This is a genomic window from Streptomyces pinistramenti (assembly GCF_020564935.1).
In the GTDB taxonomy this organism is placed as follows: domain Bacteria; phylum Actinomycetota; class Actinomycetes; order Streptomycetales; family Streptomycetaceae; genus Streptomyces; species Streptomyces pinistramenti.
Map to the genome: position 1 here is coordinate 1 of NZ_JAJCXB010000015.1, position 20,418 is coordinate 20,418.

Sequence of the window (20,418 nt, forward strand, 5' to 3'; positions counted from 1 at the left end):
CGCGGGGGGGCCCCCCCACCGCCGTTGTCCGTCAGCGCCGTCGGCGGGCGGTCAGCTCTCGCCGCCGAGGTGGTGCACCCGCACCATGTTGGTGGTGCCGGGCACGCCGGGGGGCGAACCGGCAGTGATGATCATGGTGTCGCCCTGGCTGTAGCGCTGGAGCTTGAGCAGCTCCGCGTCGACCAGGTCGACCATCGCGTCGGTGTTGTCGACGTGCTGCACGACGAAGGTCTCCACACCCCAGCTCAGCGCGAGCTGGTTGCGGGTGGCCGCGTCGGTGGTGAAGGCCAGGATCGGCTGGGCGGCGCGGTAACGGGAGAGCCGGCGTGCCGTGTCACCGGACTTGGTGAAGGCCACCAGTGCCTTGCCGTTGAGGAAGTCCGCCATCTCGCAGGCCGCGCGGGCCACCGCGCCGCCCTGCGTACGCGGCTTCTTGCCGGGCACCAGCGGCTGGAGCCCCTTGGACAGCAGCTCCTCCTCGGCCGCCTCGACGATCTTCGACATCGTCTTGACGGTCTCGATCGGGTACTGGCCGACCGAGGACTCCGCGGAGAGCATGACCGCGTCGGCGCCGTCGAGGATGGCGTTGGCGACGTCGGACGCCTCGGCGCGGGTCGGCCGCGAGTTGGTGATCATCGACTCCATCATCTGGGTCGCCACGATCACCGGCTTGGCGTTCCTGCGGCACATCTCCACCAGGCGCTTCTGCACCATCGGGACCTTCTCCAGCGGGTACTCCACCGCCAGGTCACCACGGGCGACCATGACGGCGTCGAACGCCATCACGACCTCTTCCATGTTGTTGACCGCCTGCGGCTTCTCGACCTTGGCGATCACCGGAACCCGGCGGCCGACCTCGTCCATGACGCGGTGCACGTCCTGGACGTCCTTGGCGTCCCGGACGAAGGACAGCGCCACCATGTCGCAGCCCATGTGCAGGGCGAACTTCAGGTCATCGACGTCCTTCTCGGACAGCGCGGGGACGTTCACCGCGGCGCCGGGGAGGTTGATGCCCTTGTGGTCGGAGATGACCCCGCCCTCGATGACGATGGTGCGCACCCGCGGGCCGTCGACCTCGACGACCTGGAGGGCCACATTGCCGTCGTTGATCAGGACCGGGTCGCCCTTGGAGACATCGGCGGGCAGCCCCTTGTAGGTGGTGCCGCAGATGGTCTTGTCGCCGGGGATGTCCTCGGTGGTGATGACGAACTCGTCGCCGCGCACCAGCTCCACGGGGCCGTCGGCGAAGGTCTCCAGGCGGATCTTGGGGCCCTGGAGGTCGGCCAGCACGCCGACGGCGCGGCCGGTCTCCTCGGATGCCTTGCGGACGCGGTGGTACCGCTCCTCGTGCTCCGGCTGGGTTCCGTGGCTCATGTTGAAACGGGCCACGTTCATTCCGGCCTCGATCAGCGTCTTGAGCTGATCGTAGGAGTCGACGGCGGGGCCCAGGGTGCAGACGATTTTCGAACGGCGCATGGGCTGAATCCTATCGGTTTGTTTCGGAGCGGAATATTCCCCCGGGGGAAACACCAGGGACTAGGCGCTGACCAGGGCGTATGTCTGCTGGGCGATCTCCAGCTCCTCGTCGGTGGGCACCACGGCGACCGCGACCCTGGCGTATTCGGGCGAGATCAGCCGGGGCTCTCCGGACCGCACGGCGTTGAGCGAGGCGTCCACGGCCAGGCCCATCTCCTCCAGGCCGGCGATGGCGGCCTCCCGCACCGGCGCGGCGTTCTCGCCGACACCCGCGGTGAACGCCACCGCGTCCACCCGGCCGAGGACGGCGCAGTAGGCGCCGATGTACTTCTTCAGACGGTGGATGTAGATGTCGAAGGCGAGCTGCGCGCGCGCGTCGCCCGCGTCGATGCGGCGCCTGATCTCCCGCATGTCGTTGTCGCCGCACAGGCCGACCAGGCCGCTCTTCTTGTTGAGCAGCTCGTCGGTCTCGTCGGCCGACATCCCGGCGACCCGCTTGAGGTGGAAGGTGACCGCCGGGTCGATGTCGCCCGAGCGGGTGCCCATGACCAGGCCCTCCAGCGGCGTCAGCCCCATCGACGTCTCCACGCAGCGGCCGCCGGCCACCGCGGAGGCCGAGGCGCCGTTGCCCAGGTGCAGCACGATCACATTGACCTCGGACGGGTCCTTGCCGAGCAGCGCCGCGGTCTTGCGCGAGACGTACGCGTGCGAGGTGCCGTGGAAGCCGTAGCGGCGGATGCGGTGCGCGTCGGCGGTCTCCACGTCGATGGCGTAGCGGGCCGCGTACTCCGGCATGGTCGTGTGGAACGCGGTGTCGAAGACGGCGACCTGCGGCAGGTCGGGGCGGAGTTGCTGGGCCGTCCTGATGCCGGTGATGTTCGCCGGGTTGTGCAGCGGCGCGACCGGCACCAGACGCTCGATCTCCTTGAGCACCGCGTCGTCGATCACCGTCGGCACGGTGAACTTCAGGCCGCCGTGTACGACCCGGTGCCCGATCGCGGCCAGTTCCGGCGAGTCCAGGCCGAGGCCGTCGGCGGACAGCTCGTCGGCCACCGCCTTCAGCGCGGACTCGTGGTCGGCTATCGGGCCCTCGGCCTCGCGTACCTCGCCGCCGGTGGCCAGCGGGGTGTGGGTCAGCCGCGAGGTCGCCTCACCGATGCGCTCGACGAGCCCGGCGGCCAGGCGGGTGCCGTCGGCCATGTCGAGCAGCTGGTATTTCACCGACGAGGAGCCGGAGTTGAGGACGAGGACGCGGGAGGCGGTGGCAGTCATGGAGGGCTTTCCGGATGGGGTGCAAAGGGTGTGGGGAGGGCGGCGTCAGCCGGCGGTGTGCCCGGCGCCGGGCTGCGCGCCCTGCGCCTGGATGGCCGTGATGGCCACGGTGTTGACGATGTCCTGGACCAGCGCGCCGCGCGACAGGTCGTTGACGGGCTTGCGCAGGCCCTGCAGGACCGGGCCGACGGCGACCGCGCCGGCCGACCGCTGCACGGCCTTGTAGGTGTTGTTGCCGGTGTTGAGGTCGGGGAAGATCAGCACGGTGGCCTTCCCCGCGACATCGGATTCGGGGAGCTTGGTCTGCGCGACCGCCGCGTCCACCGCCGCGTCGTACTGGATCGGCCCCTCGACCAGCAGGTCGGGACGCCGCTCACGGACCAGCGCGGTGGCCTTGCGGACCTTGTCGACGTCCGCGCCCGAGCCGGAGGTGCCGGTGGAGTACGACAGCATCGCGATCCGCGGCTCGACGCCGAACTGGGCGGCGGTGGCGGCCGACTGGATGGCGATGTCGGCGAGCTGCTCGGCGTCCGGATCCGGGTTGACCGCGCAGTCGCCGTAGACCAGGACCCGGTCGGCCAGGCACATGAAGAAGACCGAGGACACGATCTGGGCACCCGGCTTGGTCTTGATGATCTCGAAGGCGGGGCGGATGGTCGCGGCGGTGGAGTGCACGGCGCCGGAGACCATGCCGTCGGCCAGGCCCTCCTGCACCATCAGCGTGCCGAAGTAGGAGACGTCGGCGACCACGTCGAAGGCCAGCTCGTAGCCGACGCCCTTGTGCGCGCGCAGTTCCGCGTACCGCTCGGCGAACCGCTCGCGCAGCGGGGAGGTCTGCGGGTCGATGATCTGGGCGCCCGCCAGGTCCATGGACAGCTCGGCGGCGCGCTTGCGGATCGCCTCCTCGTCGCCGAGCAGCGTCAGGTCGCAGACGTCGCGGCGCAGCAGCACATCGGCGGCGCGCAGCACCCGCTCCTCGCCGCCCTCGGGCAGTACGACGCGGCGGCGGCCGGCGCGGGAGCGCTCGATCAGCTCGTGCTCGAACATCATCGGGGTGACCCGGACGGAGCGGGCGACGGAGATGCGGTTCGTCAGCTCGGTGGTGTCCACGTGCCGCTCGAACAGGCCCAGCGCGGTCTCGGCCTTGCGCGGCGACGCGGCGTTGAGCTTGCCTTCGATGGCGAACAGCTCGCCCGCGGTGGGGAAGGACCCGCCCGGGACCGAGATGACCGGGGTGCCGGGGGCGAGCCGGCTCGCCAGCGCCATGATGTCGGGCCCGGGGCGCTCGTCGAGGGTGAGGACGACACCGGCGATGGGCGGGGCGCCCGCGCTGTGTGCCGCGAGCGAGCCGATGACGAGGTCGGCGCGGTCCCCGGGGGTCACCACGAGGCAGCCGGGGGTCAGCGCCTTGAGGAAGGTCGGCAGCATCGCGCCGCCGAAGACGAAGTCGCGGGCGTCCCTGGCGAGCCCGGAGTCGTCGCCGAGCAGCACCTCGGCGCCGAGCGTGTGCACGATCTGGGCGACGGTCGGCGCGGACAGCGCGCCGTCCTCGGGGAGCGCGTAGCAGGGCACCGGAAGCCGGGCGGCGAGGCGCTCGGCGACCGCCTCGCGCAGGCCGGGCGCGACGCGGTTGACGACCAGCGCGACGACATCGCAGCCCAGCGAGTCGTAGGCGCGGTAGGCATTGTGGGCCTCGGCGCGTACGGACTCGGCCTCCTGGCCCTGGCCGCCGACGACCGGGATCACCGCGGCGCCGAACTCGTTGGCGAGCCGGGCGTTGAGGCTCAGCTCGTCCGGCAGGCTGGTGCCCGCGTAGTCCGAGCCGAGCACGAGGACGTACTCGTAGTCCCGTGCCACCCGGTGGAAGCGATCGACGAGCCGGGAGACCAGTTCGTCGGTGCCCTGCTCGGCCTGGAGGGCTGCGGCCTCGTCGTAGCCGATGCCGTATACGGAGTCGGCGGGCTGTGTCAGCCGGTAGCGGGCCCGCAGGAGGTCGAACAGCCGGTCGGGTCCGTCGTGGACCAGCGGGCGGAAGACGCCCACCCGGTCGACGTGGCGGGTGAGGAGTTCCATGACTCCCAGCTCGATGACCTGGCGGCCGTCGCCGCGGTCGATACCGGTCACGTACACGCTGCGCGTCACGCGTGCTCTCCGATCCATTCCGTTGCTGGCATGGTCAAATTCAGCCGTTATGGTGAGCTTGCCCCTCTTGACAATACCCGCGGCTGTGGATACGTCGCTCTCCCAGTTTCCCCGAGACGGCGGCGCCGGAGAGCGCAGGGGTACCGGGCGAGTGAGGGCGGGGCCCACGGCGCCGTGAAACAATCGGACCGGCTCTCACGTCCGACAGCGAGCACAGGAGACACAGCACGATGCGTATCGGAGTCCTCACCGCAGGCGGCGACTGCCCCGGCCTGAATGCTGTGATCAGGTCCGTCGTCCACCGCGCCCTGACGGGGCACGACGATGAGGTCATAGGCTTCGAGGACGGATTCGCGGGCCTGCTCGACGGCCGCTTCCGCAAGCTCGACCTCGACGCCGTCAGCGGCATTCTCGCCCGCGGCGGCACCATCCTCGGCTCGTCCCGGCTGGAGCGCGCCCGGCTCCGCGAAGCCTGCGAGAACGCCAAGGACCACTCCAAGGACTACGGCATCGACGTCCTCATCCCGATCGGCGGCGAGGGCACACTCACCGCCGCGCGGATGCTGTCGGACGCCGGGCTGCCGGTCGTCGGCGTCCCCAAGACCATCGACAACGACATCTCCTCCACCGACCGCACCTTCGGTTTCGACACCGCGGTCGGCGTCGCCACGGAAGCCATCGACCGGCTCAAGACCACCGCCGAATCGCATCAGCGGGTCATGGTCGTCGAGGTCATGGGACGGCACGCCGGCTGGATCGCGCTGGAGTCCGGCATGGCGGGCGGCGCCCACGGCATCTGCCTGCCGGAGCGCGGATTCGACGTGAACGACCTGGTCACGATGGTCGAGGAGCGCTTCGCCCGCGGCAAGAAGTTCGCCGTCATCTGCGTCGCCGAGGGCGCGCACCCGGCCGAGGGCTCCATGGACTACAAGAAGGGCGCCATCGACCAGTTCGGCCACGAACGGTTCTCCGGCATCGGCAACGCCCTCGCCGCCGAGCTGGAAAGGCGCCTCGGCAAGGAGGCCCGCCCGGTCATCCTCGGCCACGTCCAGCGCGGCGGCACCCCCACCGCCTACGACCGTGTGCTCGCCACCCGCTTCGGCTGGCACGCCGTCGAGGCCGCCCACCGCGGCGACTTCGGCAGGATGACCGCGCTGCGCGGCACGGACATCACGATGGTGCCGCTCGCCGACGCGGTCACCGAACTGAAGCGGGTGCCCGCGCACCGCATGCACGAGGCCGAGTCGGTCTTCTGAGCCCCGGCCCCCCGCAGCAGCACGACGGCGGCGCGCCCCCTGGTGAGGGAGCGCGCCGCCGTCGGCACACCGGGGCTCACTGCGCGCCGATCGCCTCCAGCATGTTCAGCCGGGCCGCCCGGCGGGCCGGCCACAGCGCGGCCAGGATGCCGACGATGAGCGCCAGCAGAACGAACAGGCCGAGCCGGTCCCACGGCAGCTTGAGCGCGTACGCGGGGAGCCCGTTGCTCATGATGGAGCCGACGGACCAGGAGAGGAAGATCCCGACCGCGATGCCGAGGACCGCGCCGAACAGCGAGATGACCACCGACTCCAGGCGCACCATCCGCTTGATGCCGCCGCGGGAGAGCCCGATCGCCCGCAGCATCCCGATCTCACGGGTCCGCTCGAAGACCGACATGGCGAGGGTGTTGACGACACCGACGATCGCGATCACCACGGACATCCCGAGCAGGCCGTAGACCATGTTCACGAGCATCTCGATCGGGCCGGACTGCTCCTTGCGCAGCGCGTCGTGGTCCTGGACCTTCAGCAGCGGACTGTCGCCGAGCGTGTGGCGGATCTGCCGCTCCAGCGTTTGGGACGTCCCGCCCTTGGCCTTGACCAGCAGCTGGTCGTTCTTCTGCGTCACCAGGTAACGGTCCACCAGGGACGTGGTGGCCAGCGCCCCGCCGACGATCGTGTTGTCCTCGTAGACGCCGGCGATCTTCAGCCGGGCCTTCGGCTTGTCCTCGTCGAACGTCGCCGTCAGGGTGTCGCCGGTGTGCCAGCCCTGGCCCTTGGCCGTGCTCTGCGAGACGGCGATACCCCGGGGACCGAGGTCCTGGAGCGCCGTGAACGAACCGCTGGTGAAGGAGAGCCGGACGACCTTGCCGATCCGGGTGAGGTCGGTGCCGGTCACGTCCGAGAAGCCGTCCGCGGCCTGGAAGCCGGTGGTGCGCAGCGGGACCATCTGGTCGACGCCCGGGAGCTGCGCGACCTTACGGGACGCAGCGGGGTCAAGACCGGCGAAATTCGTCGTCGCGACCTTGTAGTCGGCGGTCAGCCCGCGGCTGATCTGGGCGTCCATCGCCTGCTGCACGGAGCTGCCGAGGACCGTCATGCCGGTGATCAGGACGAGACCGATCATCAGCGCCGACGAAGTGGCGGCGGTGCGCCGCGGGTTGCGCAGCGCGTTCTCCTTCGCCAGCTTGCCGCCGATTCCGAAGAGCCGGACGGTGACCAGGCCGGCCAGGGACACCAGCGGCCGGGACAGCAGCGGGGCGAGGATCACCGCGCCGGTGATGGTGAGGACGCCGCCCGCCATGGCGACCGGCATGTCCTCGGACGACGTCAGGGTGGAGGCGTAGCACATGATCGCCACGCCGAGGCCGCCGATGACGACGCCGAGGGAGTTGCGGATCACCAGGCCGCGCGGCGCGGGCGGCGCCTCGACGGTGTTCAGCGCCTCCACCGGGGCGATCTTCGCGGCCCTGCGGGACGGCAGCCAGGCGGCCAGGACGGTCACCACGACACCCACGGCCAGCGCGACGCCCACCGTGGCCGGGGTGATGATGACCGGACCGCCGGGGAAGCCCGCGCCGTTGGCGTTGAGCACCGCGCGCAGGCCCACCGCGATACCGGTGCCCAGGGCGAAGCCGACGACGGACGAGACCAGGCCCAGCAGACCGGCCTCGGCCAGCACCGAGCGGACGACCTGGCGCCGGGAGGCGCCGACCGCACGCAGCAGCGCGATCTCGCGGCTGCGCTGGGAGATGAGCATGGTGAAGGTGTTGGCGATGATGAAGATGCCGACGAACAGGGCGATACCGGCGAAGGTCAGCAGCGTCTGGCTCAGCGCCTTGTTCTGGTCCGCGATCATCCGGGCCTGGTCCGCGGCGAGTTGGGCGCCGCTGATGGCCTCGGCACGGTCCTTGGGCAGCAGCGTACGGATCTTCCCGGTCAGCGCCTGCTGGTCGGTGCCGGGCTCGGCCGCCACCACCAGCTCGTCGTACTGGCCGGGGTGCAGGTACAGCTTCTGGGCCGTCGCCGTGTCCAGGAGCGCCAGGCTGCCGCCCGCGGTCACCTGCGGGTCGTCGGTCGAGACGATGCCGACCAGCTTCTTCGTCTGCACCGGCCCGTCGACGGCGAAGCGCACGGTGTCGCCGATCCGGTAGCCCGCCGCCTTCGCGGTGCCTTCGGCCAGCGCGATCTCGCCGCCGTCCGCCGGGCCGCGGCCCTTGACCAGCGGGTAGCGGCTGTCCTTGCCGTCCTTGCCCGGCTGGTAGTTGGCGGCGCGGTTCTGCCAGCTGTCGCCGATCGGCTGGTTGTCCTTGTCGGCGAGGGTCGCCCTGCCGGAGACGTCGGCACGTACGGCACTGACACCGGGCAGCCCGCCGATCCGGTGCGCCAGCGCGTCGTTGAGGGCGGTGGACCGCTTGCCGTCCTCCGGCGGTCCCGGGTTGCCGACGTCGACGGCCCGTACGGAGACCGCCACGTCCTTGAGGTTCTTGGCGGAGGCGTTCTTGACGGCTTCGCCGACGGTGTCGCTGAAGACGAGGGTGCCGGCGACGAAGGCGACGCCGAGCATGACCGCGAGCGCGGTCATCAGCAAACGGGCTTTGTGCGCAAAGACGTTGCGCAATGCGGTACGGAACATGGTGGTGTCAGTCCTGGGTCCGGTGGCGCGGATGGGGCGGGTGCGGCGGCGCCGCGCGGGGTCAGCTCGTACGGCCCTTGGAGTCGAACATCCGCATCCGGTCCAGGACGGAGTCCGCGGTCGGCTCGTACAGCTCCTCGACGATCCGGCCGTCGGCGAGGAAGACGACCCGGTCCGCGTACGAGGCGGCGACCGGATCGTGGGTGACCATCACCACGGTCTGGCCCATCGCGCGGACCGACTCCCGCAGGAAGCCCAGGACTTCCGCGCCGGAGCGGGAGTCGAGATTGCCGGTCGGCTCGTCCGCGAAGATGATCTCCGGCCGGGCGGCCAGCGCCCGCGCGACGGCCACCCGCTGCTGCTGGCCGCCGGAGAGCTGGGCCGGCCGGTGCCCGAGCCGCCCGGACAGGCCGACGGTCTCGATGACGTTGTGCAGCCACTCGCGGTCGGGCTTGCGGCCCGCGATGTCCATCGGCAGCGTGATGTTCTCCTCGGCGGTCAGCGTCGGCAGCAGGTTGAACGCCTGGAAGACGAAGCCGATCCGGTCCCTGCGCAGCCGCGTGAGCTGCTTGTCGTTCAGCGAGGCCAGCTCCGCGTCGCCGATCCGCGCCGAGCCGGACGAGACCGAGTCGAGGCCCGCCATGCAGTGCATCAGCGTGGACTTGCCGGAACCCGAAGGCCCCATGATCGCGGTGAAGCGGCCCTTGCCGAACTCGACGGACACCGAGTCCAGCGCCACCACCCGGGTCTCGTTCCGGCCGTAGACCTTGCTGAGATCCGTCGCACGGGCGGCGACGGCCGCGGTGGTGCGGGCGGGGGTGGGGGCAGCCGCGAAGGACACGGGGACTCCTGGGGAGGGGGAACGGTGATGCCTCAATTGTTGAATGAGCACGTCACCGCGCACGTCACCCCCAGGGACCGAAAGCCCGACCGGCCGGAAGTGCCACCCGCACCCTCCGGGTCATCCCCTGGGGGGACGGCCGTCCGACCTTCGGCCGACGGCGCGTCAGCCTTCGCCGGTCTCCCCGGCCCGCTCCCAGAAGTGTTCCAGGATGCGGTCGAGGAAGGCGCGGCCGGCCTTGCCCGACGAGGCGGCGCTGCCCCCGCCGCCCCAGTTGAGCGAGGCGACCATCGTCGACTGGTACGCGTCGTGCAGGTGCTGGAGCACCTCCTGGAGCCGCTCCCTGGGCAGCGGCACGAGCTTGCCGACCGGCCGGACGTACGGCTGCCAGCGGGCGGTCGCCGCGCTGTGCAGCAGCTCGGCCAGGCGCTCCTCCTGGCCGGTGAAGCGGAGCAGGGCGGGCAGCGGCAGCGACAGCGCATCGGCGAGCGCGGCCGCCTGCCGGTCACTGCCCCGCCAGGCGCCGCCCCCCTCCAGCTCACGGTAGGCGGCGGTGTCCATGCCGATCCGCAGTGCCAGATCCGCGACCGCCAGGCCCCGCGCGAAGCGGTACTCGCGCAGCGTGCCGGGCACGCCGATCAGGTCGGCGGGCGCACACCACAACGCACCGGCCAGCGCGCTGAGTTCGGCTTCCGTCGGCGAGGTCTCGGCCAGCTCCCAGGAGGCGACGGTGGCCGCCGTCGCCGGGATGCCGTACGCGGCCCGGATGCCGTACGCGACGTGTGCGGGGGTCATGCCGAGGCCCTCGCGGAGCCGCCGGGCGGCCTCGGCGTCGAAGGGTGGCCTGCGGGGCTCTTCGGCATGCGTGCTCACCGGCACACGGTAGGTGACGCCGGATCGCGGCACCTATGGTGCGTACGCCCAAGCGTCAACGTCGTAGGAACGTACGGGCGCAAGGGGCTTTTCGGCCGCGGTCACGGCGGTATGCGCCCGCCGGGCGGCCCTGCCGCGGCGCCCACGCCGCCGCTCGGGCAACCGCCGTCAATGCCCTGACCAGCGGTAACGCAGCTCCGGCCGGCCGACCTGGCCGTACTGCGGGGCCCGCGCGGCGCGGCCGGCCTCCACGAGATGTTCCAGATAGCGGCGGGCCGTGATCCGGGAGATGCCGACCCCGGCGGCCGCCTCCGTGGCCGACAGCCCGTCATCGGCGGCGCGCAGCGCATCGGTGACCGCCCGCAGAGTGGCGGCGGTCAGTCCCTTGGGCAGCGCGGCGGGGCGCGGGGCACGCAGCGCGGCGATTGCCCGGTCCACCTCGTCCTGGCCGCTCGCCTCGCCCGCGGTCGCCCGGAACTCGGCGTAGCGCAGCAGCCGGTCGCGCAGCGTGGCGAAGGTGAACGGCTTGAGCACGTACTGCACCACCCCCAGCGAGACCCCCTCGCGCACCATCGTCAGATCGCGGGCCGAGGTGACCGCGATGATGTCCGCCGCGTGCCCCGCCGCGCGCAGGCTGCGCATCAGCTGGAGGCCGTGCCCGTCCGGCAGGTAGAGGTCGAGCAGCAGCAGGTCGACGGGGTGGTGGTCGAGGTGGCGGCGCGCGTCGGCGCCGGAGTGCACGGTCCCGGAGACCGTGAAGCCCGGCACCCGCCCGGCGTACAGGGCATGCGCGGCGGCGGCGACCGGATCGTCCTCGACGACGAGGACCCGGATAGCGGATGTGGTCATCGCGGACACCTTCTCCCATTCCCGCGCCCGGCGGGGCCGCACGGCCCGCTCATGAGACGCCGTCCCGCGATCTGGGCAGCGGGCGCAGCGGCAGCCGCACGGTGAACCGCGCGCCGCCGCCGTCCTCCGCGCCGAGCGTGAGGGTGCCGCCGTTGCGCCGCACCGCCTGCTGCACGAGCGCCAGGCCGAGGCCGCGCCCGCGGGCCGGCGCTGCGGGCGCCGGGACCTTGGTGGTCCAGCCCCGCCGGAAGATCTCGTCGGCCGCCTCATCGCCGATGCCGGGCCCGTTGTCCGCGACGCACAGCAGCAGTTCGCCGGCGTCCGCGTGAGCGGTGACGCGGACCTGCGGCGGCCCGGCGGCGGGTGTCCTGGGCGGCCCCGCGGCATCGGGGGCCGCCGCGTCGATGGCGTTGTCGATGAGATTGCCCAGCACGGTCACCAGGTCGCGGGCGGGCAGCCGGGGCGGGATCAGCCCGTCGTCGATCCGGCTGTCGGAGGTCAGCGTCAGCTCGACGCCGTGCTCGTTGGCCTGTGCCGCCTTGCCCAGCAGCAGCGCGGCGAGCACCGGTTCGGCGACCGCCCCGACGACCTGGTCGGTCAGCGCCTGGGCCAGCTCCAGTTCGGCGGTCGCGAACTCCACGGCCTCGTCGGCGCGGCCCAGTTCGATCAGCGAGACGACCGTGTGCAGCCGATTGGCGGCCTCGTGCGCCTGCGAACGCAACGCCTCCGCGAAGCCGCGCACCGAGTCCAACTCGCCGGACAGCGCCTGGAGTTCGGTGTGATCGCGCAGGGTCACGACGCTGCCGCGGTGCTCACCGCCGGAGACCGGCGAGGAGTTGACGACCAGCACCCGCTCGGCGGTGAGGTGGAGTTCGTCCACCCGCGGCTCGGTGGCGGCCAGCGCCCCGGTCAGCGGCTCCGGCAGCCCCAGCTCCGTCACCGGCCGGCCCACCGCGTCGTCCGCGAGCCCCAGCAGCTCCCGCCCGCCGTCGTTGATCAGCGCGACCCTGCGCCGCCCGTCGAGCATCAGCAGCCCCTCGCGTACCGCGTGCAGCGCCGCCTGGTGGTAGTCGTGCATCCGGCTCAGCTCGGCGGCGTTCATCCCGTGCGTGTGCCGCCGCAGCCGCGCGTTGATGACGTACGTGCCGAGCCCGCCGATGACCAGCGCGGCCGCCGCGACCCCGATCAGCGCGAGCACCTGGTCGCGCAGCTGCTCGCCGATGGACTCGATGGTGATGCCCGAACTGACCAGCGCCGTGATGCGGTTGCCGTGCTCGGGGTCGCGGACCGGGGCGACGACGCGCACGGACGGGCCCAGCACCCCCATGTGCGTCTCGTGGAACGTCTCGCCGCGCAGCGCCCGTTCGGTGTGCCCGTAATAGGTCTTACCGATCACCGAAGGTTCGGGGTGTGTCCAGCGGGTGCCGTCGGTGGCCATCACCACGATGAAGTCGACCCCCGCGTCCCGGCGCAGCCGCTCGGTGTACGGCTGGAGCGAGGCCGTCGGATGCGCACTGCGCGCGGCCGCCACGACCGCGGGCGAATCGGCCACCGCACAGGTCACCGCCGTGGCCTGCCGCCGCGCGGTCTCCTCCGCCTGGCGCCCCGCGCTGACGTACGCGAAGACCACGCACCCGGCGACGACCACGGTCACCAGCAGGACCTGCATCGCGAAGAGCTGCCCGGCGAGGCTGCGCGGGCCGCGCAGCGGGCGCGGCGTACGGGGACGGGGGAGACGCATACATAACAGTCTGCCCGGTCACTTTTACATGAACGAAACGCACGCAAGGGTGACGGGCGCCACACCCGACGTGCATAGTCGCCGGGACTTGTTGTGTGCCGGAGCCGCAGATCAGCGCACAGCCGTAGACCGAGGAGGCAGCCGTGGCTGCACAGACCCCACCGTCCCAGGGGACCACCGGCAAGACCGTGCCGAAGAAGCGGGACCGTACCCACTTCCTCTACATCGCCGTCATCGCCGCCGTCCTGCTCGGCATCGCCGTCGGCTTCGCCGCCCCCGGTGTCGCCGTCGAACTGAAGCCGCTCGGCACCGGTTTCGTGAACCTCATCAAGATGATGATCTCGCCCGTCATCTTCTGCACCATCGTCCTCGGTGTCGGCTCGGTCCGTAAGGCCGCCAAGGTCGGCGCCGTCGGTGGCCTGGCACTCGGCTACTTCATGGTGATGTCCACCGTCGCCCTCGCCATCGGCCTGGTCGTCGGCAACATCCTGGAGCCCGGCTCGGGGCTCCACCTGACCGAGACCGTCCGGCACGCGGGCCAGGCCCAGACCGAGGGCGGCGGTGAGAGCACGTCGCAATTCCTGCTCGGCATGATCCCGACGACCCTGGTCTCCGCCTTCACCCAGGGCGAGGTCCTCCAGACGCTCCTGGTGGCCCTGCTGGTCGGCTTCGGCCTCCAGTCGCTGGGCAAGGCGGGCGAGCCGGTGCTGCGCGGCGTCGGCCACCTCCAGAAGCTGGTCTTCCGGGTGCTCTCGATGATCATGTGGGTGGCGCCGGTGGGTGCCTTCGGAGCCATCGCCGCAGTGGTCGGCGAGACCGGCGTGGACGCGCTGAAGTCGCTGGCCATCATCATGGTCGGCTTCTACACGACCTGCCTGCTCTTCGTGATCGTCGTACTCGGCGCCCTGCTGCGGCTGTTCGCCGGCGTCAACATCTTCCTGCTCCTGAAGTACCTGGCGCGCGAGTTCCTGCTGATCCTCTCCACGTCCTCATCGGAGTCCGCACTGCCCCGGCTGATCGCCAAGATGGAACACCTGGGCGTCAGCAAGCCGGTGGTCGGCATCACCGTCCCCACCGGCTACAGCTTCAACCTCGACGGCACCGCCATCTACCTCACCATGTCGTCCCTCTTCGTGGCCGAGGCCATGGGGCAACCGCTGGCGCTCGGCCAGCAGATCTCCCTCCTGGTCTTCATGATCATCGCCTCGAAGGGCGCGGCCGGCGTCACCGGCGCGGGCCTGGCAACCCTGGCCGGCGGCCTCCAGTCGCACCGCCCCGAACTCGTCGACGGCGTCGGCCTCATCGTCGGCATCGACCGCTTCATGAGCGAGGCACGCGCCCTCACCAACTTCGCGGGCAACGCGGTCGCCACCGTCCTGGTGGGCACCTGGACCAAGGAAATCGACAAGTCCAGGGTCGACGAAGTACTCGCCGGCCGCCTCCCGTTCGACGAAAAGTCCCTCACCGCCGACACCCACGGCGAACCCCCGTCCCACGACACCCCCGACCCGCAGGACAACAACGGCACCAAGACCCCCGCGGCCGTCTGACCCCCGTACCCCCACACCCCGCCTGTGGGGGCCACCTCACCGGCCCCCACCCGCGCACGAGCAGACGGCCGGAGGACGAGGCCCGAAGGGCGGGGTGCGGGGATCACCGGCCCACCCCCACCCCCACCCGCAGCCAACCCACCGGGCCGCCAAGCCTCTCGGCAGACCAGGGCTCCCGGACGTCCCCGTCAGTCCCCCTCCACACCCGCCACCGCACCGGCCAACTCCGCCACCCGCTCCGCCGCCACCCCCACCGTGGCCAGCACCGCCGCAACCGCCGCAGCCCCCGCCTCCCGAGCCGGGAGCGCGCCGTAGTTCACCGCCTGCGTGATGCCGAACAGCGTGTGCTCATGCAGATGCGCCAGCGCCAGCGGCGGCAGATCCGTACGGAAACACCCCTCCCGCAGCCCCCGCCCGATCAACTGGGCGGCAGACCGCCGCACCGGCTCCAGCCGCGCCCGGATCCCCTCGTCCGTGACGCTGCGCCGGGCGAGCGCGAGCAGCAGCCGGTAGCGGTCGGCGACCTGCCAGACGGCGACGGTGGCGCGGGCCAGCGCGAGATCCGCGGGCAGCTCCGGGTCCGTACCGCTGTCGAAGGCCGCCGCGACATCGGCGGTCGCACTGTCGGTCAGCGCCGTGACCAGCGCTTCCCGGCTGGGGAAGTGCCCGTAGACGGTGCGCCGCACGACGCCTGCGGCCCGCGCGATGCGGTCCATGCTCGCGTCCGGGTCCTGCAGGAGTTCGGTCAGCGCGATGTCCATGATCCGCCGCCGGTTGGCGTAGGCGCGGCTGCTGGACGGACTGGACGGACCGGTCGTCATGGGCTCCTCCTCGATGGCACCCCATTTTGCACGCCACTGTGCAATGACATAAATTGCACAGCCTGTGTAATTGCACAGCACTGTGCAAGATCGTCAAGGTGGAGTGTCATGGGAATGAAGCGGACCAGGACGCCGGTCGACACGGCCGGACCGCCCCACGAGGAGGCCCGACCGCCTCAAGAAGAACACCGGCCACACCCTCGGCCGGCCGACCCCACAGCACCCGCCGACGACTCCGCCCCGCCCTACCCGAAGCGCTGGTGGGCGCTGGCCGTCCTGTGCCTGAGCCTGCTGATCATCGTGATGGCGAACACCTCGCTCACCGTCGCCGCCCCCGCCATGACCGCCGACCTCGGCCTCAGCAGCGCCGACCTGCAATGGGTCATCGACGGCTACACCGTCCCGTACGCGGCGCTGATGCTGCTGCTCGGCGCGATAGGTGACAAGTACAGCCGCCGCGGCGCCCTCGTCCTCGGCCTGCTGGTCTTCGCCGGCGGCTCGGTGTCCGGCGCCCTCGTGGACAGCTCGGGCGGCGTGATCGCCTCGCGCGCGGTGATGGGCGTCGGTGCCGCCATGATCATGCCCGCCACCCTCTCGCTGCTGGCCGCCACCTTCCCGCGCCGCGAACGCGCCCTGGCCATCACCGTGTGGACCGCCACCGCAGGGCTCGCCATCGCCGTCGGCCCGCTGGTCGCAGGCGCGCTGCTCGAACACCACGCCTGGTCCTCGTCGTTCCTGATCAACGTGCCGATCGCGCTGTTCGGCATCATCGGCGCGCTCCTGGTGGTCCCGGCATCCAAGGCGGGCCACCGCGAGCGTCTCGACCACATCGGCGGCCTGCTCTCCGTCGTGTGGACCGGCGCGCTGATCTACATGATCATCCAGGGGCCGCACTTCGGCTGGGGCACCGCCGCCGTCACCGCGGCGGTCGTCGCGGCCGTCGGACTCCTCTGCTTCATCCTGTGGGAGCTGCGCCACCCCCGCCCGGTGCTCGACGTCCGCCGCTTCGCGCGGCGCGCTTTCGCCGGCTCCAACCTCGCCGTCGCGCTCTTCTTCCTCGCCGTGTTCGGCGCGTTCTACTACCTCACCCAGCACCTCCAGTTCGTCCTCGGCTACTCGCCGCTGGACACCGGAGTCCGGATGCTGCCGCTGGCCGGCGCGGTGTTCGTGGGGGCGGCACTGACCGGCTTCCTGACCCCGCGGCTCGGCATGAAGGTCACCGTCACGGCCGGCATGGTCGGCGGCACGGTCGCCCTCGCGCTGCTCACCCGGATCGACGCCGGGTCCTCCTACGCCGACCTGGTCGCCCCGCTGATCATCCTGGGCGTGGCCATCGGCCTGGCGCTGTCCCCGTGCACGGACGCGATCATGGGCGCCTTCCCCGAGGACCAGCTCGGCATCGGCGGCGCCGTCAACGACACCTCCCTCGAACTGGGCGGCTCCCTCGGCATCGCCATCCTCGGCTCCATCCTGGCCGGCACCTACTCATCAGGACTCGCCGACAGCGCCGCCGCCGCTGCGGCCAAGGGCGGCCCGAAGCTCCCGGCGGACGCGCTGTCGACCGCACAGGACTCGGTCGGTGCGGGCCTCGCGGTGGCCCAGGAGGTCGGCAAGCAGGCGGCCGCGGGCGCGGCTCCCAAGATGGGCGCCGAGCAGGCCAGGGCGTTCGGCATGGAACAGGCGGGCGCGGTCGCCGACGCGGTGCGCGGCGCGTTCGCCGACGCGGTCGCGCACACCAGCCTGGTGGGCGCCGTCCTGCTCGGCGTCGGCACGGTCGTGGTGGCCGTCCTGCTGCCGCGACGTACCCGCCAGGCGGGATCCGGCACCGGGACGTCCGTCGGCCCACGCCCCTGACCTGCGGAGTTCTTCGCGGCCCGAGGATTGTCAGTGCCGCCTGGCACCATGCAGGAGACGGAGAAACACCGGGCGCCGCGGGCAGCGGCGCGGGCGAACGAGGAGCGGGGCATGGGGACATGGGGGACGAATCCGTTCGGCGGTGATGCCGCGGCGGACTTCGCGGCAAGCCTCGCCGGGCTGCCGGAGAACCGCCGGCTCTTCGCGGTCCGCACGGCGCTGGCCGAGGCGGCGGAGGAGCGGCGCTACCTGGAGGCACCCGAGGGCGAAGTCGCCGTGGCCGCGGCCGCGTTGCTCGCCGCCGCCAGGCCCGGTGGCGCTCCCGTCGCCCCGGCGTGCGGCTCCGGTCGCGCGATACCGGAGCCGTCCGACGAACTGGCCGGCCTGGCGGTGCACGCCCTGGACCGGGTCCTCGCGCCCGACTCCGAACTGGCCGAACTGTGGGACGAGTCCGATGCCGGGCCGGAGTGGCGCGCCTCGGTGGTCGGCCTGCGCACGGCGCTCGGCCCCGCCGCAGAGCGGGTCTGAGGCGGGGCCGGGGCGCGGGCAACGGAGCGGCCCCGCAGCGGAGTTCGTGGCGGCCCCGTCACCGGGGGACGCGGGGCACGCGCCGGGGCCGCGCGCCCGTCAGGCCGGCCGCAGCCAGAGGGTGGCCAGCGGCGGCAGGACAGGGGTGAGGGAGGCGGCGCGGCCGTGCCAGGGGACGGGCTCCGGCGCGAGGAGACCGGGGTTGGCGATGCCACTGCCCCCGTAACACGGGGTGTCGGTGTTCAGCACCTCGCGCCAGGCCGGTACGTCCTCGGGGACGCCGAGGCGGTAGGAGTGCCGGACCACGGGCGAGAAATTGCTGACGGCGAGGAGGGGGGATCCGTCGATGGCGAAGCGGAGGAAGGCGAAGACGTTGTCGTCGCCTGCGTGCGCATCGATCCAGGAGAAACCGGCCGGATCGGTGTCCCGTTCCCACAACGCGGGAGTGCCGCCGTAGCGGTGGTTCAGATCGCGGACGAGGTCCCGCACTCCCCGGTGGTCGGGCTCCGCCGCGTACGACGGATCCAGCAGCCACCAGTCGGGACCATGGCTCTCCGCCCACTCCGCGCCCTGTGCGAACTCCTGCCCCATGAAGAGGAGTTGCTTGCCGGGGTGGGCCCACATGTAGCCGAGGTATGCGCGATGGGTGGCCCGCTGCTGCCACCAGTCGCCCGGCATCTTGGACACCAGCGAGCGCTTGCCGTGCACGACCTCGTCGTGCGAGATCGGCAGCACATAGTTCTCGGAGTAGGCGTAGATCATGGAGAAGGTCATCTCGCCGTGGTGGTACTTGCGGTGCACCGGCTCCTTGGAGACGTAGACGAGGGAGTCGTGCATCCAGCCCATGTTCCACTTCAGCCCGAAGCCCAGGCCGCCGAACCCGCCGGGCCCCTCATGATGCGTGGCGCGGGTGACGCCGTCCCAGGCCGTGGACTCCTCGGCGATGGTGACCACACCGGGGCAGCGGCGGTAGACCGTCGCGTTCATCTCCTGGAGGAAGGCGACCGCGTCCAGGTTCTCCCGGCCGCCGCGCTCGTTGGGCGTCCACTCCCCGTCCGCCCGCGAATAGTCGAGGTAGAGCATCGAGGCCACGGCGTCCACCCGCAGCCCGTCGATGTGGAACTCCTCGCACCAGTACACGGCGTTGGCCACCAGGAAGTTGCGTACCTCGCTGCGCCCGTAGTCGAACTCCAGCGTGCCCCAGTCCGGGTGCGCGGCCCGCGACGGATCCGCGGGCTCGTACAGCGGCCGCCCGTCGAACTCGGCCAGCGCCCAGTCGTCCCGGGGGAAGTGCGCGGGCACCCAGTCCATCAGCACGCCGACACCGGCCCGGTGCAACGCGTCGATCAGGAACCGGAAGTCGTCCGGGGTGCCCATCCGGGCGGTCGGGGCGAAGAAACCCGTCACCTGATAGCCCCAGGACCCCCCGAAAGGATGCTCGGCGACCGGCATCAGCTCGACGTGCGTGAAGCCCAGATCCTTGACGTAGGAAGGGAGTTGAGTGGCGAGCTGGCGGTAGGACAGGCCGGGACGCCAGGAAGGGAGGTGCACTTCGTAGACGGAGAACGGCGCCTCGTGGGCAGGCCGCGCGCCGCGCCGGGCCAGCCAGTCCTCGTCCTGCCACGCGTAGCCCGACTCGTCCACGACCGAGGCGTTGGCGGGCGGGCACTCCGCCCTGCGGGCCATCGGGTCGGCGCGTACGGTCGGCGTCCCGTCCGGCCGGGTGATCCTGAACTTGTACAGCTCGCCGGCGCCGACCCCGGGCAGGAACAGCTCCCAGACGCCCGACGAGCCCAGCGAGCGCATCGCGAAGGCGGTGCCGTCCCAGTGGTTGAACTCCCCGATGACCTGCACGCCGAGGGCGTTGGGCGCCCAGAGCGTGAAGCGGGTGCCGGCCCGGCCCTGGTGTTCCATGACGCGGGCGCCGAGCGCGTGCCAGAGCTGTTCGTGCCGGCCCTCGCTCAGCAGATGCAGATCGAGATCGCCGAGCGCGGGCAGAAAGCGGTACGGATCCCGCACGGTCAGGGTGGTGTCCGCGTACGCGATCTGCAGTTCGTAGTCCGGGACGGTGCGCAGCGGCAGCACTCCCGCGAACAGCCCGTCACCCTCGGGGCGCAGCGCGGCGCGCAGCCCCTTGCCGACGACGGTCACGCCCTTCGCATACGGCCGCAGCACCCGGACGAGCACCCCGCCCGGCACCGGATGCGCGCCGAGCAGCCCGTGCGGATCGTGGTGCGCCCCGCCCAGCAGCCGCTCGCGGTCCTCGTCGGCGAGCGGCTCGGCGGCCCGCACCCCGCGCCCACCGCCCTTCGGCCCGGCAGCAGCGGTCCGTCCCGGCCGGGCAGCGGCCGGAGCCACCACGGAATCCGGCACGCTCACCGCGCCCGCGGGCACCTGAGACGAGGAGGAAGCAGAGGAAGCAGAGGAAGCAGAGGAAGCGGGGGAGGCGGAAGAAGCAGGAGTGGCAGCAGGAGCGGTCGCTTCCGCAGTGGCTGTGGTCGGGGCGGTGGTGCGGCGGCGGGACGGCGGTCGGGCGGTCACGTGGGGGCCTCCTCGGCGGGGCATCGGTCGGTCGGG

Annotated in this window: 14 protein-coding genes; 4 read left to right on the forward strand and 10 right to left on the reverse strand. The window is 71.8% G+C overall.

Going from position 1 to position 20,418, the window contains the following annotated elements; all coding sequences use genetic code 11:
• Positions 1 to 51 precede the first annotated feature (51 nt).
• From pyk to pta, 3 genes are read right to left on the reverse strand one after another with little or no spacing between them, the layout of a single operon-like run.
• Positions 52 to 1,476 carry a pyruvate kinase gene (gene pyk / locus LIU39_RS13155; protein WP_227046855.1) on the reverse strand — a complete coding sequence of 475 codons (1,425 nt, stop codon included), beginning with the start codon at positions 1,474 to 1,476 and terminating at the stop codon, positions 52 to 54.
• A 60-nt stretch (positions 1,477 to 1,536) separates the two neighbouring features.
• A complete protein-coding gene (locus tag LIU39_RS13160) occupies positions 1,537 to 2,748 on the reverse strand; it encodes an acetate kinase (RefSeq protein ID WP_227046856.1) in 1,212 nt (403 codons plus the stop codon).
• A gap of 45 nt (positions 2,749 to 2,793) precedes the next feature.
• A complete protein-coding gene (pta, locus tag LIU39_RS13165; RefSeq protein WP_227046857.1) occupies positions 2,794 to 4,890 on the reverse strand; it encodes a phosphate acetyltransferase in 2,097 nt (698 codons plus the stop codon).
• Between the two features lie 230 nt (positions 4,891 to 5,120).
• On the opposite strand from pta, the gene LIU39_RS13170 reads away from it, so the two are divergent.
• Positions 5,121 to 6,146, forward strand: coding sequence for an ATP-dependent 6-phosphofructokinase (locus tag LIU39_RS13170; RefSeq protein WP_227046858.1), 1,026 nt, complete (start codon positions 5,121 to 5,123; stop codon positions 6,144 to 6,146).
• 76 nt (positions 6,147 to 6,222) lie between these two features.
• Here the strand turns inward: LIU39_RS13170 and LIU39_RS13175 are convergent, their stop codons facing one another.
• From LIU39_RS13175 to LIU39_RS13195, 5 genes are all read right to left on the reverse strand, one after another.
• On the reverse strand, positions 6,223 to 8,784 hold the full coding sequence (locus tag LIU39_RS13175) for an ABC transporter permease (protein ID WP_227046859.1): 2,562 nt from the start codon (positions 8,782 to 8,784) through the stop codon (positions 6,223 to 6,225).
• A gap of 61 nt (positions 8,785 to 8,845) precedes the next feature.
• Positions 8,846 to 9,625 carry an ABC transporter ATP-binding protein gene (locus LIU39_RS13180; RefSeq protein WP_227046860.1) on the reverse strand — a complete coding sequence of 260 codons (780 nt, stop codon included), beginning with the start codon at positions 9,623 to 9,625 and terminating at the stop codon, positions 8,846 to 8,848.
• 165 nt (positions 9,626 to 9,790) lie between these two features.
• On the reverse strand, positions 9,791 to 10,504 hold the full coding sequence (locus tag LIU39_RS13185; protein WP_227046956.1) for a helix-turn-helix domain-containing protein: 714 nt from the start codon (positions 10,502 to 10,504) through the stop codon (positions 9,791 to 9,793).
• 162 nt (positions 10,505 to 10,666) lie between these two features.
• Positions 10,667 to 11,347 (reverse strand): response regulator, encoded by a 681-nt coding sequence (locus LIU39_RS13190; protein ID WP_227046861.1) that lies wholly within the window; start codon positions 11,345 to 11,347, stop codon positions 10,667 to 10,669.
• A 49-nt stretch (positions 11,348 to 11,396) separates the two neighbouring features.
• Positions 11,397 to 13,088, reverse strand: a complete 1,692-nt coding sequence (locus LIU39_RS13195; protein WP_227046862.1) for a sensor histidine kinase — start codon at positions 13,086 to 13,088, stop codon at positions 11,397 to 11,399.
• Between the two features lie 143 nt (positions 13,089 to 13,231).
• On the opposite strand from LIU39_RS13195, the gene LIU39_RS13200 reads away from it, so the two are divergent.
• Positions 13,232 to 14,638, forward strand: a complete 1,407-nt coding sequence (locus LIU39_RS13200; protein WP_227046863.1) for a cation:dicarboxylate symporter family transporter — start codon at positions 13,232 to 13,234, stop codon at positions 14,636 to 14,638.
• A 188-nt stretch (positions 14,639 to 14,826) separates the two neighbouring features.
• Here the strand turns inward: LIU39_RS13200 and LIU39_RS13205 are convergent, their stop codons facing one another.
• Complete coding sequence (locus tag LIU39_RS13205) at positions 14,827 to 15,459, reverse strand: TetR/AcrR family transcriptional regulator (protein ID WP_227046864.1); 633 nt, start codon at positions 15,457 to 15,459, stop codon at positions 14,827 to 14,829.
• 108 nt (positions 15,460 to 15,567) lie between these two features.
• Between LIU39_RS13205 and LIU39_RS13210 the strand changes: the two genes are divergently transcribed.
• Both LIU39_RS13210 and LIU39_RS13215 read left to right on the forward strand, forming a co-directional pair.
• The gene (locus tag LIU39_RS13210) at positions 15,568 to 17,313 is read left to right on the forward strand and encodes an MFS transporter (RefSeq protein WP_227046865.1); all 1,746 of its coding nucleotides are present in this window, start codon (positions 15,568 to 15,570) and stop codon (positions 17,311 to 17,313) included.
• 111 nt (positions 17,314 to 17,424) lie between these two features.
• The gene (locus tag LIU39_RS13215) at positions 17,425 to 17,841 is read left to right on the forward strand and encodes a DUF4259 domain-containing protein (protein WP_227046866.1); all 417 of its coding nucleotides are present in this window, start codon (positions 17,425 to 17,427) and stop codon (positions 17,839 to 17,841) included.
• 99 nt (positions 17,842 to 17,940) lie between these two features.
• Here LIU39_RS13215 and glgB read toward each other — a convergent pair whose 3' ends face one another.
• On the reverse strand, positions 17,941 to 20,406 hold the full coding sequence (gene glgB, locus LIU39_RS13220) for a 1,4-alpha-glucan branching enzyme (RefSeq protein WP_227046867.1): 2,466 nt from the start codon (positions 20,404 to 20,406) through the stop codon (positions 17,941 to 17,943).
• Between the last annotated feature and the right edge of the window lie 12 nt (positions 20,407 to 20,418).

What these genes read in the sequence shown, in the direction of transcription:
- pyk (WP_227046855.1), bottom strand. Translation starts at nt 1,476, where the DNA reads ATGCGCCGTTCGAAAATCGTCTGCACCCTGGGCCCCGCCGTCGACTCC.
- LIU39_RS13160 (WP_227046856.1), bottom strand. Translation starts at nt 2,748, where the DNA reads ATGACTGCCACCGCCTCCCGCGTCCTCGTCCTCAACTCCGGCTCCTCG.
- LIU39_RS13170 (WP_227046858.1), top strand. Translation starts at nt 5,121, where the DNA reads ATGCGTATCGGAGTCCTCACCGCAGGCGGCGACTGCCCCGGCCTGAAT.
- LIU39_RS13175 (WP_227046859.1), bottom strand. Translation starts at nt 8,784, where the DNA reads ATGTTCCGTACCGCATTGCGCAACGTCTTTGCGCACAAAGCCCGTTTG.
- LIU39_RS13190 (WP_227046861.1), bottom strand. Translation starts at nt 11,347, where the DNA reads ATGACCACATCCGCTATCCGGGTCCTCGTCGTCGAGGACGATCCGGTC.
- LIU39_RS13195 (WP_227046862.1), bottom strand. Translation starts at nt 13,088, where the DNA reads ATGCGTCTCCCCCGTCCCCGTACGCCGCGCCCGCTGCGCGGCCCGCGC.
- LIU39_RS13205 (WP_227046864.1), bottom strand. Translation starts at nt 15,459, where the DNA reads ATGACGACCGGTCCGTCCAGTCCGTCCAGCAGCCGCGCCTACGCCAAC.
- LIU39_RS13210 (WP_227046865.1), top strand. Translation starts at nt 15,568, where the DNA reads ATGGGAATGAAGCGGACCAGGACGCCGGTCGACACGGCCGGACCGCCC.
- LIU39_RS13215 (WP_227046866.1), top strand. Translation starts at nt 17,425, where the DNA reads ATGGGGACATGGGGGACGAATCCGTTCGGCGGTGATGCCGCGGCGGAC.
- glgB (WP_227046867.1), bottom strand. Translation starts at nt 20,406, where the DNA reads ATGCCCCGCCGAGGAGGCCCCCACGTGACCGCCCGACCGCCGTCCCGC.